Genomic DNA, 17936 nt, shown 5'->3' on the forward strand with positions numbered 1-17936 from the left:
AATTGAACTGCTCCTATTTTTCTGCTAAATATATTGTAGTTTTCTTATATGTATAATGATAGATTAGCGGATTCTCATCTACGGTACTTACTTCAAATATGAAGAAGTGATCACGATTATCTCTAGCTTTTTCCTTATTTAGGACAAAGTAATTCTTACGAGAAGTCGCCATTGTTTTGAGGATATCATCAGTCAGGAAGGTCAATGGAATATTCATGTTGGAGTAGCGGTAGAAGTCACGTTCAAAATCTTGGTAGCTCTCGCTATAATAGTCCATTTGCAGGTGATTACGCTGAAATTCAAGCTGATTCATAGAGCACCTCCTCTACAAGTTCAATACTAACAATGTCTTTTAATTTCAAATTAATGTGACCTGTTGTAGTTTTTATTAATATGAAATCTTTGGTCAGACTTGGTATTGTTCCAGTATAGGAAACTCGATTGTTTTTTTCAACTACATGAATGCGCGTGTTCAGTTGCCCAGCATACACCTGACTGAGGAGTAATAATTTCTTCTCCAGTGACAAATCTGACATATACGTTACTTTGTTTGCATCGTCAGTGAGTGCTGATGTATGCTCAGATAGAAAAAAGCCCATCCATTTTTGCATCTTAGTATCTTGGTACTCTCTTGCTGACTGAAATGGTAAGTATGAACGGTCAATCATTTTAATCCCTCCAATCCACCAGCGGAATGACCGCCGATAAGTTTACTACGTTCAATATTTCTGGAACCTTCAGTTAGGACGGTTCCTTTTTGTATGGCTAAAAAGCCAAACTGTTCTCTGACAACATCAATAGCTGTCTGAAGTCTATTTTCTTTTTCAATTTGTTCTACATCATCAAAGAGAGATAGTAGAGTATAGCTTTCATCTACAAAGCCACTATAAGATACACCAATTTGTCTCACTGCACCAGAGGTGTATTTCTTTCGGAATAATTCAAGTACATGACTTACCATTGTTTTTGGGAGATTTGCTGGTTCTATTTTTTTCTGTGCATTTATAGATTTTTTCATCTCAGTCCTAGAATAGCCAATATGGATTGAAACAACAGTTGCTTTCTTATGGGCCGAACGCAGTCGATTAGCAACCTGATCAGCCATTTCAGCTAATACGATTTCAATTTCTCTTTGGGTTCTGTAATCTCTAGGAAGTACTTGTGAGTTACCCAATCCTCGTGATTTTGGTTTATAGGGTTCATGGACGTTGCTCTCGTCAACTCCATTGGCGTGAAACCAAAGTTGAACACCGACTTTACCGAATTCTTTTTTGAGAATATCAGGATTGAAATTGGCTAATTCTTTGATTGAATGAATACCAAGTTTTTGTAAATGAATCTCGGTTTTACTACCGATCCCCCAAAAGTCTGTTAATTTTGGAATGGCCCATACCTTGGTTTCTACATCTTCGTATGACCAGTTAGATCTCATTGTAGCAGTTTTCTTAGCTTCATTATCAAGAGCTAGTTTAGCTAGAAGAGGGTTGGAATTACTCATTCCCACAGTTGAGATAATACCTGTTTTGCGATAAATATCCCTTTGAATCATAGCCGAAACATTATCCAACATATCTTTCCTTGACATTGACTTATCAGAAATAAAGTAAGAGAGTGAGCTAGTAAGGTCAATAAAGCCTTCATCGATTGAATAGGGGAGAATGTCATCTGGAGCAGCATAGTCTTGAAAGATATGCTGAATCTCTAGATTCTTCTCAATATATCTGTCCATTCGAGGAGGAACGATGAGTGTACGTTTTGCCCAGTGTTCAATAAACGATTTATACTTTGGTGTTACCTCAATTCCCTGTTTCCATGCATTTTGATAGCTGAATTTTCGAGTGTTGATATCAAATGGCAAGTCGTAGGAACGACCTACATTTGCTTTACCGAAGACTTTCTTAAACATAGGAGAAGAAGCGAGAATCAATCCTGCCGAGTTGTCTGCACGGCTCATGACACACAGTGATGTGTAGAGCGGATGCAAACCTCTATCCACACATTCTACCGAAGCGTAGAAGGACTTCATATCGAGGAAGGCTATGTCACTTTGAGGTTCAAAAGAATAGTCGATATAGCCCATAGGATTATCTCCTTTTAAGTTTTTCTAGCTCTTCGATAAGTTCACCGATGTAATCTGTGATGTCGTATTCAAATTTGTCAGGGGTGAAGATAATACGTTCGTCTTTGATGTAAATCATTTCTTTAACATTCATTGGTATTGTCATCCTCCTCGGTCATAGCAATCAAAATAGAATCCTCAATCAAAAATGCGTAGGGATAGATTGTTACGTCATCATTTTGAGGAATAAGAATTTCATCGAATCCTTCATTTTCTAGTCGCTCTTCAAAGTTGTCCATATTGAAAATTTCGACTTTACAGTCCGGATTGAAACCATACGTCCCAAGTTCTAAAATATCCTTTAGCTTCATGACTATACTCCCTCTACAGGCATGAAGTGGCCTACAACTAGACCAACAATTTTTGGTTCATCCTCATAAGGGATGAACTTCTCTGGATAGTTCTTATTCAGTGAAACCATTCTAAATCCATCCTCATCACGGTAGAGTTTTTTGATATAAACTGAGTCATTCCATGATAATGCATAAACAGCCCCGTCATAGTCGAAACCGTTCGAGCGTATAAGTGCGACTTCACCGCTCTTATAGACAGGCTCCATGGAATCTCCCTCGATCCATGCTGCAATATCGTAGCCGTATTGTTCCTCATCGGAGTAGACAGTTTCAGTTTCAAACTCGTCAAAGAATCCTTCTCCCAGGCCAGCAGATAATTGAATATCTGATAGTACCTGTACTGAGAAGAGTGGAATGACGTTTGAAGTTTGTTGGGATAGAAGAAGCTCCTCAACATAGTCCTCTGCCTTTAGCTGGTTACCGGGAGTTAACTGAAGATAATTATTGACAATATTGTATTCTGATTCGAAATAGGTGACGGGGACATCTAGGATTTTTGCTATAGCTGAGAGATTTTTCTGATTTGGGATTGATTTACCTGATTCCCACTTACTGTAAGAAGCTCTATTGATACCTAATTTATAGGCAATTTCAGACTGATTAAATTTTCTCTCAATTCTTTTTTCTTTAAGACGAATTCCAGAAAACATGACGCACCACCTTTGTTGCTTTATTATGCAACGATTATATCAAAAATATCAAACTTTGCAACAAAAGATTATTCAGATGCAAAATCTGCTTAGTATTCATTCATTCTATATGTAAAATATATCGTTTTTCTGGTTTTAGTAGTTGAATCATATCTAAAGTAACATTAGCACAAATTTTCTTGTAATAGAATAATGTGCTGATTTTTTTAACAATTTTTGATATAATATTCCCAATATCATGTTGCATTATAAAGCAACGGAATTGAGGTTGTAAGATGCCGATTACAGAATATATTAAAAGAAAATTTACAAATCAAATTAAATCAGATATTCATAGTAATATTTTATTGGATATTAAAGCTAAGATAGAAACCACTGTTGAGAGCTGGCAAGTGTTTTCAAAAGAACTTCCAAACATAAAGTATATTAAAGTTACTCCGTTTCAAAAAGATTATCGAACTATTCGATTATTAGTTAATGTGACCTCAGAAACACATTTCGAGTTTGTTTGTAAAGATAAGACAGAGATAAGAGATATCCAAAGAAAACATACGATTGAATATCTGTTATTCTTTGATGATGAAGTTATAATGTCGCTAGTAGAAATTGGTGAACATCGAAAAGTAAAGTTTGATAGTGAAACACAGCTAGATTCTACGTTACTTCCCTATATGTATCAAACAAAATACGAGGAAGAAGCAGAACAATTTTTGAATACTTTTTATAGTTCTGCATTGAAGCTACCGCAACCTATTGACCCTCTAATTGCAATAAATAGTCTTGGACTGACATTGCTGGAAAGCCCCTTAAGTCCTGATGGTAGCATTCGTGGTCAAAGTCATTTTAGGTCAGAAATAGCTAGGGTATATGACCATACTTACAATTCTTACAAGAGTTTGGTTGTTTCTGAAGGAACGGTGATTTATGATGCAAGTAAATTTGTGAAAGGGAATAAAAACCTAACACTCATTCATGAGGCATATCATCAATATAGACACAGACCACACATAATGATGAAGGAATTTTTACTTTCGCAAGATGATTATAAGAGTAGAGATAAAGATTTTAAGAATGCTAGAATGTGGATAGAAAAACAAGCGAAGGTTGTTCCACCTAGAATTTTGATGCCAAGAAGTACATTTTGTAAAAAAGCATTAGAATTAATTACTGAGATTGCAGAACATAACAAACGTACTGGAATGCTAGATATTCTTCAAATTACTATTGAAGAGTTGGCAGATTTTTTCCATGTCTCAAAACAGTCAGCAAGAGTAAGATTGATTGAATTAGGATTTGATGAAGTTCGTGGGGTTTTGGAATTTGTAGATGGTCGATATGTTAACAATTATGCTTTTAATAAACTAAAAGTAAATCACAATCAGACTCTAACTATTTCAGAACAACAAATGTTTGATTTATATGCCTCCGATAGTAATTTTCGAGAATTGATTGATTCTAAACGTTATATCTATGTTGACGGACATGTGGTTATTAATAGTCCAGAAGTAGTTTGGTACTTTATTAAGTATCCTTTGATATCGCCAGCAGCTCTTGAGAAATTAGATGAGTATGCGATTATTTTTGACATTAAGCGTAAAGAATATGAGGAAATGGGTTTTGAAGAAGATTTTACATTATATCTTTTACATCCTAGCTCGTATAAATTTGAGATTTCATACAAACATGGGATTGAATATTCTGTAGATGAAAGAAAGCTTGAAGTTGAAACGGAGCAACGAAATCGTGAATTTACATTGTTTAAACAATTGCCAAATGACTTCACTGAAGCAATGAATAAAGTAAAAGATTATCAAGAAGAAACTTTCCCCCAAATCGCAGAAGCAGTAGATTCCAGTGAATCAACGATTAAACGACTGTTTAAAGGAACGGGTGGTAGTTTACAGCTCTTTGTATTGGTATTGGTGTATCTTGAGCTACCTGATTTTATTAATCAGCATCTGTTATCGCTCTCAAACTTTAAAATAAAAAATGGTGATAAAGAAGATATGGCTTACCAATACCTACTTAACCATTTCCAAGGACAATCTGTAGCGGCTGCAAAACAATTTTTAACAAAAAGGGGAATATCTATCAAGTAATCGTGTCACAATGTTGACACGATTTTTATATTATTTCTGTGATATTTTCTGTGTTTTAGGGAGAAAATTGCATAATAGCAAGGTTTTGACCGTGTCAGAATCTTGCTATTTTCTTTTTTATTTTCCATGAGATACTAGACTAAAAGTAATCTCATACCATGATTTGCTACTGATCATAGCGAACCTCAAAGTCATGGTGTGAGAGTGCACAGTCAGTCTGTGAGGTTAGCTGACCGATAACATAGAGGAAAGTAACTATGCGGTCAAGAATATTTTTTGCATGCCTTGATTTGTCATGTGTGCTTTCGGTATTAACTGGGAAGCCAATTTATCATGACAATCAATGTCAACTTCTTCAACTACTGCCAAGCTCAATCTTCATCAACTGGAGTACAACCAACTGAAAGTGAAGTATTAGCACCTATGTTCGTGCAGGATTATTACATGACTTCACGCCATTCAGGTTTGCTACGTGGCACGTTTCGTCAATGTCGAATTATGGGTATTCCAATACTCACTGCATTTGTTCCTGTCTCAGAAGAGGACTATGAACAGATGGTCTGGTGGTATAATAACTCAGTTAATGATTATCTCAAAGATTTTCGTAAGCCTAGTAAAAATTCCCCTAAGATTTCATCATTGGAAGCATTCACAGAGAAACAAGATTTACCAGTTATCGATGATGGGATTGAACTTTATCTATTCATGGATCAATTTGAGTTTTTGAAATCAAAACTTGCAGAATCAAACTTTCAAGCACCAGAAATATTGGAAATGCTATTTGATGGTTATGAAAATAAGGAAATCTTTGAAAAACTAGGAGTACAGAAATCTGCAGGCTATAAAAAAGTCAATAATACTAAGAAAGAAGGAATTGAGCTTTACAAAGAATTAAATAAATAACAGAATCGCCATCTCAATTGCGAGGTGGCGATTTTTTAGTCTTTTTGGTAAAAGGAACATTCGTATCCGTCGGCACGAAGGTTAATATCAGACATCCAGTCTGGTGCAATACCCATCAATGATGCAATCTTATCAAGTTTTTGTTCCATTGGGCATTCGATTATTACTTCATCATGTACATGTCCTACAATTTTAAACTCTTTCAGTTGCTCCAAAGAGTAAGCAAGAATATCACGACTGATAGCCTGGACAATGTTCTCCACAAATTTTGGACCATAACTTGCTAGTCTCTCCCAACGTTTGGCAGTTCCAGTCCCTTCGTAGGTGACAGATTCCCCTCCGAATTGGTTCTCACCAATTTTAGGTTTGACGTAGGCGAGTTGACGACCAGAAGGAAGGGTGATGAACAATATGCCACTTTTGACTTCAAATTGAATATTTTGAGTAGATGTAGGAAGTAGTTCCTCTACAGCAATCTTAACCGCTTTATCGACATCCCACCAGAAGAGAACGATATTTGGATTTGCTTGTCGCCATGAGTTAACAAGTGGTTGGAGTTCGTCCTCTGATAGTCCCATATCAATGGCGCCCATGGCTTTGAGTGCACCAACTGATCCACCATAGCCACAAGCAAGCTCCGCAATTTTTCCTTTTTGCCTGAGTTCGGAATTTTGTCCATGTTTTTCAACTGGTACTCCAAACATCTGAGAAGCGGACATACAGTAGATGTCTTTCCCTTGTTCAAATACCTTACTCCGCCATCTCTCTCCAGCCAGGTGAGAGAGTACTCGAGCTTCGATGGCAGAGAAGTCGCAAACAATGAATTTCTTTCCTTTACTAGGGACAAAGGCTGTTCGGATAAGTTGAGATAAGGTATCTTGTGTGTCGTAGATTAGCTCAGTAGCTTCTAAGTCACCTGTTCCGAAAAGTTCTCTAGCTTCCTCAAGGTCAGGAAGATGGTTCTGAGGTAAATTCTGAAGCTGTACCAAACGGCCAGCCCATCGACCAGTTCGGTTTGCTCCATAGAATTGAAACATTCCCCTTGCTCGACCGTCTTTACAAACACAGTTCATCATGGCCTGGTATTTAGACACACTTGATTTAGCAGCTTGCTGACGAAGTTTGAGAACTTGAGCAGTTGTTTCATCAACCGTTTTGAGGAGTCCTTTCACAGCTTTTTTATCTAGAGAATCAGTAGTTACTCCATGTTCACGTAACCAGCCAATCATCTGCAGAACAGAGTTGGGATTTTCAAGACCTGTTAATGCTTTTAACTCTTCTTGAATTTTGGCTTTGCTATTGGCATCAAGATTGATAGCAGCTTTGACAAAATCCAAATCAATGCCAATACCACGGTCATTAATAATCTGATCCTGGTGGTACTCATTCCAAACAAAGCTAGGTACTGGGAAGTTTTTCACCCGTTCCTTGATGGCCAATTCGACCTCAACATCACGTCTGTTGTAGTCGATAAATGTAGACCACTTGTTAGGTGCGTGATGAGGAAAGTTACGAATTCGTCCCCCATTGACTTTGGTTGGCTTACAAGGCAAGCAGAAGTAGCGAATGAGGTCAGCCCCCTCTCTCATCTTCTGGTCTTTGAGTTTGAGAACTGTTCCAACCCCTTCTAAGGAAAGTGGGAGTCCTAAATATGCGGACCAAATCATGCTACACCGCCACGAAACTGGGGAGAGAAATCCATCTGATAAGAACTCAGGATGATGTTTCTTGAGCCAGTTTGATAGACAAATTCGCTCAAATGAAGCGTTGAATGCCCATTTAATGACACTATCATCCACCAAGTTCTCAAGGATATCTTGGGGTAATTTCTCTTTAGTTAAGTCGTAAACAGTTACTGGTCCATTATCGACAGAAACCGCAAACAGAAGGAGTTCAAAACTGTCATCTTCTGCATAGCGATATACACCAGATTTTCGTAAGTCAATTTCACAATAGGTTTCGATGTCAATGCTGAGTTCTTTTATCGGCATAGTTTGTCCTTCCTAAAAAGGTGACAGAAGTACTGCCACCTAAAGTTCTATTTGTTTTTTCGACTGAGTGGTGTTTGGCTAAGTTTTTCTTTATTTTGCTTTGCCTTTCGTTCTATTTCATTTCGAATGTCATCTCTAATGGTCATGTACCCGAAGTATAGTCCGATAAGCACCCAGAGTCCCATAATAGTACAAGTTAAAATAGTATACATCATCGATCTAATTCTCTCTTTCTAGTTCAAAAAGTCATCATCATCTTCAGTCGCAAAATCATCCTCAGCACGAGTACGTCCTCCGAGTGGCTCACCATCGCGCAATTTTTGTAAGTTATTCAAACCGCAAGCAATACCTTTATTACCATTTGAATTGAAAGCATAGAAGGTAATAGAAGCACGACCATAGATACCAGAGTACAATTCTGAAGTATCAATGATTTCTTGACGATTGCCATCAACAACTCCAGGTTTGTGTGGAGAGTTGGCATTTACAAAGTAAGCATTTTTGTATGCTTCATCATCAGGTCGTTCAAGGTCACCATCACGTAGGGGAGTTTTCAGAGTAGATAATGCAGGTACAGATTTACCGTTGCCCTTGAGCTTTGATTCGCCTTCTTTGTATGCTTGCTCAATAGCAGCTTTGATTTTGTTAATGGTGACTGTATCCACTTTTGGGATGATGAGTGAGGCACTGTACTTGGGAGTGCTACCATTGATAGATTTTGGCTCGTTGGCATTTAAGTAGCTGAAGCGAGTGTTTGGTCCTGTAATTACTTTAGTTGTCATATATTTATTCCTCTTTAAATTCATTTTTTGCTAGGTTCATCTCTTGACGGCTGTCGTCAATTGGAACGAGTGTTGGTTTACCACTTGGTTTTATTACGAGACCACCAAGTAGGTCGTTAAAAGTTTTCTTGCCAAGTAACTTAGTCATGGCCGTGATAGTGAGCAGTTTCTTCTCATAAGGGTCATAGCCTGCTTCAATCACTGCTTGGCTAACGGCTGACTCATCTGAGAATTTACGAACAGAGCGACCTTCAACCAGTTTGTATCCTGGGATAGGATGTCCATCTGTTGCTTGATTTAAAGCATAAGCTTTGATGTCGTTTGCCCATGAAATCAACAAATCTAGTTTAGGCAAAATATCAGCAATGTCCTCGTTATTAAGGGAAGCTGGATCCGCAAACTCCATCTTGGCTAGTGCCAAATTATCCTCAGCACGTTTTCGACAGACATTCCTGAGTTTACAGAATTGGCAGTGTTTACCAGATTGTATCTCCCCCTCACCTTTGAATGCAAGTTCAGCTTTTGGAGCGAGCACGTTTTCAGCCCATTCAAGCAACTCAGTCTTTTCCATCTCAAAGGTAGAAATGTTATATTTTCGTGGTTGAAAGATGGTCATGGTGACTTTATCAAAATCATAAAGTCCATCAAACATTTCAATGCTACCCAAGGCATAACACATCATTTGCGGGTTGTAGTTTGCATCTACTAGAACACCAAGTCCGTGCTTATAATCAATAACCTGTAGAAGTCCGTCTGCCACGATGATGCAATCCCCAGTTCCAAAGCCCTCAGGTACCCATTTGGAAAAGTCAAGTCGTTGTTCGACAAGAACTGTAGGGTCACGAGAGTAGCCTTTGGCTTTCTCAACTTGATCCATCACATAGTTGCGGTATTCTTCTGCGCAATTCTGCATTTCATCGTTGTAAAATGCTAAATCTTCTGTTGGATCACGCGCATTCCTCCCTAAAGCTTTCTCGACTAGATAAGCACATAACTCGTGAGCATCCGTACCTTCAAGAGCAAAATCAGATGTTGTGTCTGGAAGTTCCTCTGTAAGACGAACAGATGGTGGGCAGTTCAACCAACGATGTGATGCAGATGCGGATAGAATGGCGTGGTTAGTCATTACCAATTCCTCCAGCTTCTTCAAGAACAGCCGCAAAGTGTTTTGGGTCAAGTGCTGAGAGTGAAGAAGCACCGTAAGCATTTAGAAGAGCACGGACGTCTTCCTTATAGCCATCTTTTGCTTTCGTGGCAAGTACAGCACGGACATCCTCCAATTGAATTTCCTTTTGTGATTCTGGTTTAGATTGATCAGGTTTTGTTATCGTTTCTTCCTCAGAAGAGAGGAGTTTCTTGAATTCATCTACCAATCGAAGGTAGTACTTTGCGGTTTCTTCCATATCATGAATCAGTCTATTCAGTTCTTTCATTTTGCGCATTGATTTCTTCCTCCTTTATTTTACGAGCGAGTAGTTTTGAGATGACGCTGATAGCGATGAGAGTATCAGCAACATCATCATCAGGTTCGATGTATGGTTCGTTTGCCATATTGGGTCCTCCTATCTTACTAAGTAAGGTTTCGAATGATTTTTCCGTTTTGTAAGGAATATTTTTATCCCTTACATCTTACTAAGTAGATCTAAGAGATGTTTTTCCGCTTCTCACTATAATTTTTTGAACATAAAAAAGTTTCCTGTGCATTTAATAGGAAACTTTTATTTTTCTAATAAAATTTTCGGAAGTGCGGAAAATCATCTCTGTTTCTTACTTAGTAAGGTAGGAAGCAAGTTTCCTAATTTAAAAACTAAAGACGGAGGCATATCAAATGAAATTTACCCTATCTCATTCTGGACAGACAGGAATACAAACAACTACGGTCTATCCAAATATGGTAACTATCACTGATAAAGCTATCTTACAAAACGTAGCTCAATTCGACCATGTGGCAGGTCTTTTTGTCCAAAATACTCGCTCCAATGTCAACTTTATCAAGTCAGATGTGTTAGTCATGGATATTGATAATGATCACACAGAAAATCCTGATGAATGGATAACTGTAGAACGATTAAAAGAAATCTTTGCGGATTACAATTTTGCCTTGGTCACCAGTAGAAGTCATTTGAAGGCTAAAGGTGGCAAAGCACCTCGACCGAAGTTTCACATCTATTTTCAGATTGAAGAGGTAGCGGATAAAGACATCTATGTAGCAATGAAGGAAGAACTTTGTAATCAATACAAGTTTTTTGATGATAATGCCAAGGATGCGGCACGATTCTTCTTTGGAAATCCCAATGCACAGGTTATATGGCATGATTCATGGCTAACTATTGATGAAGATTTGTTTCAAGCTGTGTCTATTGATGACGGGGAAGATTTCGATGCAGACTTCTATACGCCACCAAATGGTCCAATCCAGCAAGGCAGTCGTAACTCTACCATGTCAGTCTTTGCAGCAAAAATTCTAAAACGTTTAGGAGTAACGCAAGAATCAAGAGATGGCTTTGATGAACAGGCTCAGAAATGTGTACCGCCACTTGATAAAGCAGAGTTAGATACCATCTGGGGTAGTGCTGTGCGATTCTACAATAGAACTATAAAAACATCTAAAGGCTACGTGGCTCCCGACGCTTTCAATAGAGAAACATTAAAACCAGATGATTACTCTGATGTTGGGGAAGCGGGAGTTCTTGCTAGAGAGTATGCGAACAGGCTCGCATATACCAATGCAACGGACTATCTTTACTATGACGGAACTCACTGGCGTGAGAATAAACAGTTGGCATTAGGTGCAGTTGTACACTTTACCGATGAACAACTTGCTGAAGCGAATGCATTCTTGGAAACTGCAGAAAAACAACTTCAGTCTTCAGGTATTGATGAATTGACCATTAAGGCTGGAGGAAAACATCTAGAAAAAGCAGTTGAAACTCCACTTCAATTGAAGTATTTAAAAGCCTATCTAGCTGCCAAAGAGTTTCATAAATTTGTCATGAAACATCGTGACTATAAGAATTTGATGGCTGTCTATAATACAGCTAAACCAATGCTTTCAGTAGAATTGTCAGAATTAGATAGTGATGACTTATTACTCAATACCCCAGAGGCTACCTATGATTTACGAAAAGGAATAAATGGGCAACAAGAACACAATCCTGAAGATTACATAACAAAAATAACCGCAGTCTCCCCTAGTGATCAGGGAATGGGATTATGGCAGGAAACTTTAGCCACCTTTTTCTGTAATGACCAAGAATTGATTGACTATGTTCAAGAAATTATTGGTATGGCAGCTATCGGTAAGGTCTATCAGGAACACATGATTATTGCCTATGGAGGCGGAGCGAACGGCAAGTCTACTTTTTGGAATACCATCGCTCGTGTGCTAGGGAGCTATTCAGGTAAATTATCTGCGGATGCCTTAACTATGTCAAACAAGCGTAATGTCAGTCCTGAGCTTGCTGAGCTTAAAGGGAAACGTCTGGTCATTGCTTCTGAAATGGCAGAAGGGATGCGACTCAATACTGCGGTTGTTAAGCAGATTACCTCAACAGATGAAATCCAAGCAGAGAAGAAGTACAAGGATCCATTCCACTTCGTGCCCTCACACACGCTGGTTCTTTACACTAACCATCTGCCTAAAGTAGGGGCGAACGATGATGGAACTTGGCGACGTTTGGTTGTTATCCCGTTTAACGCCAAAATCACTGGTCGCTCTGACATCAAAAACTTTGCGGATTATCTGTACGACAATGCAGCACCAGCAATCATGTCTTGGATTATAGAAGGTGCAGAAAAAGCCATCAAAGCGAACTTCAAAACAAAAGTACCAACTGCCGTATCAGCTTCCGTCAAAGCTTACCGAGAAGCCAATGACTGGTTGGGACATTTTCTTAGCGATTGTTGTCAAGTTGGTGATCAGTTGTCAGAAAAATCAGGAGAACTTTACAGTCAGTATCGTGCCTATTGCGCCAAAAACATGGAGTACACACGCAGTACGACCGATTTTTATTCTGCTCTTGATCAGGCAGGTTTTAAACGAAAACGGACAAGTAAAGGTAACTTCATTCTTGGTTTGAAATTGGTTGATGATGGCTATGATTTCTTAGATTAATGACCAACATTTTTAGCCAACTTACTTCCACAATAGAGGTATTTGATTATTTTAGGTGTGTAGGTCGTTGACTGAAAGGTTGGAACTTATTTTGAATGAGGTTTCAGATAAATGCTTAAAACGACCAACATGAGTGACATTTTTTGATTTTGTGTAGGTCTATTATGGTCTTTTCTAAAACTATCCTATAAGCAAAAATTACTATAAAAAAAGCCTATAAGGGGAGTTTTGGAAATGACTGCACTAGACCTACACACTTCAATTTGACGAAAGGATTTAGAACGATGAGAGAAAAGTACGTTGAGCAAGCTTTGGTGAAGTCTGTGAAAGCTCGAGGAGGGATTTGTCCTAAGTGGGTATCTCCATCTTTTTCTGGTGTGCCAGACAGGTTGGTGTTTTTACCCAATGGCAAGTTTGGCTTGGCGGAAGTGAAGGCTCCTGACCAAAAGCCAAGGAAGTTACAAGGGTCAAGACATAAACTATTCGAGCGATTAGGCTTTAAGGTCTATGTCATTGACCGCATTGAGATGATTGGAGAAGTGCTAGATGAAATTGACATTACATAACTATCAGGTAGTCGCCAAGGACTTCATCATGGGTCACCCTCATGCAGCAGTCATCCTAGACATGGGGATGGGAAAGACGGCTACAACCTTGTCTGCAGTGAATGAATTGATGTTTGACCGATTTGAAGTCACAAAGGTTTTGGTTATTGCCCCGCTTCGAGTCGCAAATACAGTATGGAGTGATGAGATTGAGCAATGGTCTGAGTTGCGTCACTTACGGTATTCGAAAATAGTTGGTACTCCCAAGCAACGAATGGTAGCTCTTCAGAAAGATGCGGATATCTATATCGTCAATCGTGAAAACCTACCTTGGCTGGTGGAACAATGTAGTCCCTATTTCAAGTGGGATATGGTAGTGATTGATGAATTGAGTTCTTTCAAGTCTTGGCAGTCCAAGCGTTTCAAAGCCTTTATGGCAATGCGTCCTTACATGAAACGTATTGTTGGACTAACAGGAACACCGAGTTCTAATGGACTGATGGACTTGTTCGCAGAGTTTAAAGTCATTGATGGAGGAGAACGTCTTGGTCGCTTCATCGGTGAGTTTCGTAGTCGCTACTTTGAAGAAGGTCGTCGCAACGGAAACATTGTCTATGAATACATCCCCATGGATTATGCGGAGTGTCAAATTCAAGACAAGATTAGTGATATTACCATTTCCATGAAAGCCCTAGATTATCTGGATATGCCTGAATTGATCTCTACCAAGAAACTGGTGCGCATGACAGAAAAGGAAAAAGAAAAATACATTCAGTTTAAGAAAGAGTATGTATTGTCAGAGTTAGATGGACTAGAAGTAACTGCTGCCAATGCTGCAAGCCTTACGAGCAAGTTAGTTCAGTTGTCCAATGGAGCCGTATATTCTGATGATCATTCGGTTGTGGCATTACATGAACAGAAACTAGATGCCCTTGAGGATATCCTCGAATCCGCGAATGGAGAACCTGTCTTAGTTGCCTATTGGTTCAAACATGACTTGGCTCGGATTCTGGGTCGTTTAGAAAAACTCAAGGTAAAGAGTCGGGTGTTGAAAACAGAAGAAGATATTCGTGAATGGAATAAAGGTAATGTTTCAGTTGGCTTACTTCATCCAGCTGGAGCAGGTCATGGTTTGAACCTCCAAAAAGGCGGTCACCACTTGGTCTGGTTTGGTTTAACATGGTCGTTGGAACTATACCAACAAACGAATGCACGGCTTTGGCGACAGGGACAAGAGTCTGAGACTGTTATTATCCAACACATTGTGACTGAGGGAACGATTGATGAGGAAATCCTCAAGGCACTAGAAAACAAAGATGCACAACAAGAACGGCTGATTGCAGCTGTTAAAGCACAAGTAGGAGGGGCAGATGGATAAGGCAGAGCACATACTGACGAATTACAATGAACTCAAAAGTGACTTGGAGATGTTAAAGTATCGTTTGGAACATTTCAAACCAGTGACAGAAAATGAGGTTATTGGTTCACTCGTTTTTGAAAAATCTGATGAACCTAGAGTTAAAAGTACACCTACTAATCAACGGTCAGAGATGATTGCACTGAATTTTCGTGAGAAGATGATTCAAGAAAATGAGGAACAATTGGCGGATTTATCGCAGCGGTATATCCGATTGGCTAATGACCTTGATAATTTTGAGATGGCTTTAAAATTTCTAAAGGGAGATTTGTATGATTTTGCGCAATCCATGCTTAAGTCAGATAGTAATTGGGATAGCTTGATGAGAGAGTTTCATATTAGTCGAAGTACTGTTAGAAATTGGCGACGTAAGGTCTTAGACCATGTTAGGGAAGTGTATATGAAAATGGGATTTTCTTTGGAAAAGTAACCTCTCCCTGACCTACCCTTGACCTACCAGTAACCTACCCCTACACTAAGTGTGACCTAACATTGACCTCACTTTGTCAAAATTTGTGGTAGAATTGTAAGTGTCAAAAAAGATAAAAAATACCCAGTAATGACTGGATATATCTCCACTTTAGAGTTAATATGTACACAACAAAAGAAGAGGAGAACAATACAATGACAAAACGCCAACAAGAAAAACTGGATGCGATTTTTACAAGGATTGCTCAAGAGGAATTACAAGTTGAAACCTTGGAACAACGCTGGAGCGATAACCTTGATTTCTACGACATTCCAGTTTGGGGAATTAAAAAAGCACTCGAACGAGCCTACGAAGCAGGACAACAATCAGTAAAATAAAGTAAAGCCTAGCCTCATAAAGGTTGGGCTTTTTGCGTGGAGGAATTATGATTATTTCTAGTGAACAGGTGTCGGTTGGACACCCAGATAAAATCTGTGATCAGATTTCAGATGCCATTTTGACGGAGTGTCTCAAGTTTGACAAATCAAGTCGAGTGGCAGTTGAGACCTTAATCAAGGATAACCAGGTTATAGTAGCTGGTGAAATTTCGACAAGACATAACTTTAATCTCGAGAACATTGTTCGTCATGTTGTCGAGCCACTTGGTTTGAAGAACGTCCAAGTAACAAATTTACTTGGACTCCAAAGTTCTGATATTGCACAAGGAGTAGATAATGGAGGTGCTGGTGATCAAGGAATGATGTTTGGTTATGCGACAGACGAAACGCCTGAGTACCTGCCACTTCCTTATGTTCTAGCAACCCGAGTCCTTGAGAAACTGATGTCGCTTGGTTACCCCTTACTTGGAAAGGATGCGAAAGCACAGGTATCCTACGACTATGAGAAGAATCGAATTGATACATTTTTAGTTTCCATCCAGCATACTGAAATGGCCGACCTTGCCAAAGTGAAACGAATTGTGACCGAAGCTATGATGTCAGTAGCACTTCGTTACCGTCAGAATCTAGATTTCAAAGTTCTAGTCAATCCAACAGGTCGTTTCGTACTTGGTGGTTCTTTTGCGGATGCAGGAGTTACTGGTCGAAAAATTGTGGCCGATACCTATGGTGGTTTCGCACATCATGGTGGCGGTGCTTTCTCTGGAAAAGACCCAAGCAAGGTTGACCGCTCAGCAGCATACATGGCACGAAAGATTGCTAAGGATACTGTTCGAGAAGGGTATGCGAAACGATGTGAAGTACAATTAGCCTACGCCATTGGAGTAGCTAAACCTGTTTCGGTGTATGTAGATACCTTTGGAACCAGTCGCTACACCGCAAAACAACTGGAAGGAATGATTCGTGAGCGTTATGATTTAACACCAAGAGGTATCATTAAGGAACTTCATCTCTTGAATGTAGACTACACCAAGACAACTTGCTTTGGGCATTTCACGAAAGACTATCTTCCTTGGGAGAAATAGTGATATAATTGAGAGAGAAAAGGAGTGTTCATATGCCCAATCCTCAAGTATCTTCTATAACCGTATCACTATTTAGTTTCATGTTGCCGATGATTTCAATTGACATAAACGTAGAAGAAAAATTGGTAAGTATCCAAAAATTTCCTGAGACAGAAGCCGAGATAATAACAATCTCCAATCTCCGATTATTTTTCTTCTTAAATCAATTAAAACGTGTGAAACTGTCTGAATGGAAGGAATATTATTCAAATGAGATGGAGATTTTAGATGGTACTCAGTGGAATGTATCATTTGTCATGAATGGAAGAACTTACAATTGCTCGGGCGATAATAATTTTCCAAGAGAATGGACGTTGTTTTGTAGGGCAATAAATAGATTAGTAAAGTACAATTACCTAGAATAATTGTGCTTTTTCTTTGGAGGGAAAATGCCAAGAAGACCAAGCACACCTTGTAAACAAAATGGTTGTCCTAACCTAGTACCTTATGGTCACAAGTATTGTGACAACCATAAAGCAAACTACCAACTGGATACCAAGTCAACCAAAGCCAAAGGATACAATGCCCAGTGGAACAAAGAACGACTTCGTTACTTAAAAGTTCATCCTCTCTGTGTTCAATGCAAAGTCAAAGGTCGATTGACCAAGGCAACAGTGGTTGACCATATCACACCCCACCGAGGTGACCAAGACCTCTTTTGGAATCAAACCAACTGGCAAGCACTTTGTAAGTCATGTCACGACCGCAAGACCAAGACAACTGACCGATATGTGGAGTATTCGTATCGATTTTAGTCTTGGTGTTTCGTTCCAAAAGTATCTCATTTTTCACTCATTGGGGGAGGGGGGATGAAATCTCTAAACCCTTGGGAGACTAAGACCGACGCCCCCTCAAACGTGCAATTTCGCAAAATTCGCAAGCGGGTACATTAAAATCGCTTCATTTTGACGTTCCTTCCCACCGTTATCACGTTTCCAGTGTGGGGATGTAGCGTTCCCTAGTATGTCATTTTGGTAATAAAATAGTGAAAAAGGCTAGAAACAATGCAGAAAATAGTTGTTTTTAGTCCTT

At 39.1% G+C, this 17936-nt stretch carries 21 protein-coding genes; 10 read left to right on the forward strand and 11 right to left on the reverse strand.

The window, feature by feature from the left end; genetic code table 11:
• Positions 1-13 precede the first annotated feature (13 nt).
• From ACMZ6U_RS00515 to ACMZ6U_RS00540, 6 genes are read right to left on the reverse strand one after another with little or no spacing between them, the layout of a single operon-like run.
• The gene (locus ACMZ6U_RS00515; RefSeq protein ID WP_014636306.1) at positions 14-313 is read right to left on the reverse strand and encodes a DUF5960 family protein; all 300 of its coding nucleotides are present in this window, start codon (positions 311-313) and stop codon (positions 14-16) included.
• Positions 300-668 (reverse strand): hypothetical protein, encoded by a 369-nt coding sequence (locus ACMZ6U_RS00520; protein WP_014636307.1) that lies wholly within the window; start codon positions 666-668, stop codon positions 300-302. Before ACMZ6U_RS00520 ends, ACMZ6U_RS00515 begins: the two co-directional genes overlap by 14 nt.
• The gene (locus ACMZ6U_RS00525) at positions 665-2080 is read right to left on the reverse strand and encodes a Y-family DNA polymerase (protein WP_014636308.1); all 1416 of its coding nucleotides are present in this window, start codon (positions 2078-2080) and stop codon (positions 665-667) included. Before ACMZ6U_RS00525 ends, ACMZ6U_RS00520 begins: the two co-directional genes overlap by 4 nt.
• A gap of 4 nt (positions 2081-2084) precedes the next feature.
• Entirely contained in the window at positions 2085-2213 is a 129-nt protein-coding gene (locus ACMZ6U_RS00530) for a hypothetical protein (protein ID WP_014636309.1), read from the reverse strand.
• Entirely contained in the window at positions 2203-2430 is a 228-nt protein-coding gene (locus ACMZ6U_RS00535; RefSeq protein WP_014636310.1) for a hypothetical protein, read from the reverse strand. The genes ACMZ6U_RS00530 and ACMZ6U_RS00535 overlap by 11 nt, the downstream gene beginning before the upstream one ends.
• 2 nt (positions 2431-2432) lie before the next feature.
• Complete coding sequence (locus ACMZ6U_RS00540; RefSeq protein WP_014636311.1) at positions 2433-3122, reverse strand: helix-turn-helix domain-containing protein; 690 nt, start codon at positions 3120-3122, stop codon at positions 2433-2435.
• Positions 3123-3397: 275 nt separating this feature from the next.
• Between ACMZ6U_RS00540 and ACMZ6U_RS00545 the strand changes: the two genes are divergently transcribed.
• The gene (locus tag ACMZ6U_RS00545) at positions 3398-5221 is read left to right on the forward strand and encodes a hypothetical protein (RefSeq protein WP_416105754.1); all 1824 of its coding nucleotides are present in this window, start codon (positions 3398-3400) and stop codon (positions 5219-5221) included.
• A gap of 333 nt (positions 5222-5554) precedes the next feature.
• Positions 5555-6124 carry a hypothetical protein gene (locus tag ACMZ6U_RS00550; protein WP_024412704.1) on the forward strand — a complete coding sequence of 190 codons (570 nt, stop codon included), beginning with the start codon at positions 5555-5557 and terminating at the stop codon, positions 6122-6124.
• A 35-nt stretch (positions 6125-6159) separates the two neighbouring features.
• Here ACMZ6U_RS00550 and ACMZ6U_RS00555 read toward each other — a convergent pair whose 3' ends face one another.
• From ACMZ6U_RS00555 to ACMZ6U_RS00575, 5 genes are all read right to left on the reverse strand, one after another.
• Positions 6160-8115 carry a DNA polymerase gene (locus tag ACMZ6U_RS00555; protein WP_105135967.1) on the reverse strand — a complete coding sequence of 652 codons (1956 nt, stop codon included), beginning with the start codon at positions 8113-8115 and terminating at the stop codon, positions 6160-6162.
• Between the two features lie 233 nt (positions 8116-8348).
• Positions 8349-8897, reverse strand: coding sequence for a DUF2815 family protein (locus tag ACMZ6U_RS00560; protein ID WP_024376922.1), 549 nt, complete (start codon positions 8895-8897; stop codon positions 8349-8351).
• 4 nt (positions 8898-8901) lie between these two features.
• Entirely contained in the window at positions 8902-10023 is a 1122-nt protein-coding gene (locus ACMZ6U_RS00565) for a DUF2800 domain-containing protein (protein ID WP_099832214.1), read from the reverse strand.
• Positions 10016-10339 carry a hypothetical protein gene (locus ACMZ6U_RS00570; RefSeq protein WP_024376924.1) on the reverse strand — a complete coding sequence of 108 codons (324 nt, stop codon included), beginning with the start codon at positions 10337-10339 and terminating at the stop codon, positions 10016-10018. Before ACMZ6U_RS00570 ends, ACMZ6U_RS00565 begins: the two co-directional genes overlap by 8 nt.
• Complete coding sequence (locus ACMZ6U_RS00575) at positions 10314-10448, reverse strand: hypothetical protein (RefSeq protein ID WP_257209395.1); 135 nt, start codon at positions 10446-10448, stop codon at positions 10314-10316. Before ACMZ6U_RS00575 ends, ACMZ6U_RS00570 begins: the two co-directional genes overlap by 26 nt.
• 277 nt (positions 10449-10725) lie before the next feature.
• On the opposite strand from ACMZ6U_RS00575, the gene ACMZ6U_RS00580 reads away from it, so the two are divergent.
• From ACMZ6U_RS00580 to ACMZ6U_RS00615, 8 genes are all read left to right on the forward strand, one after another.
• The gene (locus ACMZ6U_RS00580) at positions 10726-13011 is read left to right on the forward strand and encodes a phage/plasmid primase, P4 family (protein ID WP_099832213.1); all 2286 of its coding nucleotides are present in this window, start codon (positions 10726-10728) and stop codon (positions 13009-13011) included.
• Positions 13012-13295: 284 nt separating this feature from the next.
• Complete coding sequence (locus ACMZ6U_RS00585; protein WP_024412700.1) at positions 13296-13577, forward strand: VRR-NUC domain-containing protein; 282 nt, start codon at positions 13296-13298, stop codon at positions 13575-13577.
• Positions 13558-14934: an SNF2-related protein gene (locus ACMZ6U_RS00590; protein WP_024412699.1), complete on the forward strand. Its 1377-nt coding sequence runs from the start codon at positions 13558-13560 to the stop codon at positions 14932-14934. The genes ACMZ6U_RS00585 and ACMZ6U_RS00590 overlap by 20 nt, the downstream gene beginning before the upstream one ends.
• The gene (locus ACMZ6U_RS00595) at positions 14927-15403 is read left to right on the forward strand and encodes a hypothetical protein (RefSeq protein WP_024412698.1); all 477 of its coding nucleotides are present in this window, start codon (positions 14927-14929) and stop codon (positions 15401-15403) included. Before ACMZ6U_RS00590 ends, ACMZ6U_RS00595 begins: the two co-directional genes overlap by 8 nt.
• 194 nt (positions 15404-15597) lie before the next feature.
• Positions 15598-15780 carry a DUF6900 domain-containing protein gene (locus tag ACMZ6U_RS00600; protein WP_024412697.1) on the forward strand — a complete coding sequence of 61 codons (183 nt, stop codon included), beginning with the start codon at positions 15598-15600 and terminating at the stop codon, positions 15778-15780.
• Positions 15781-15827: 47 nt separating this feature from the next.
• Complete coding sequence (gene metK, locus ACMZ6U_RS00605; protein ID WP_024414187.1) at positions 15828-16865, forward strand: methionine adenosyltransferase; 1038 nt, start codon at positions 15828-15830, stop codon at positions 16863-16865.
• A 32-nt stretch (positions 16866-16897) separates the two neighbouring features.
• A complete protein-coding gene (locus ACMZ6U_RS00610) occupies positions 16898-17269 on the forward strand; it encodes a hypothetical protein (RefSeq protein ID WP_099832210.1) in 372 nt (123 codons plus the stop codon).
• Positions 17270-17293: 24 nt separating this feature from the next.
• Positions 17294-17659, forward strand: a complete 366-nt coding sequence (locus tag ACMZ6U_RS00615) for an HNH endonuclease (RefSeq protein WP_044752890.1) — start codon at positions 17294-17296, stop codon at positions 17657-17659.
• Positions 17660-17936 lie beyond the last annotated feature (277 nt).

Origin of the sequence: Streptococcus pluranimalium, assembly GCF_047785745.1 — a bacterium.
Taxonomy (GTDB): Bacteria; Bacillota; Bacilli; order Lactobacillales; family Streptococcaceae; genus Streptococcus; species Streptococcus pluranimalium_B.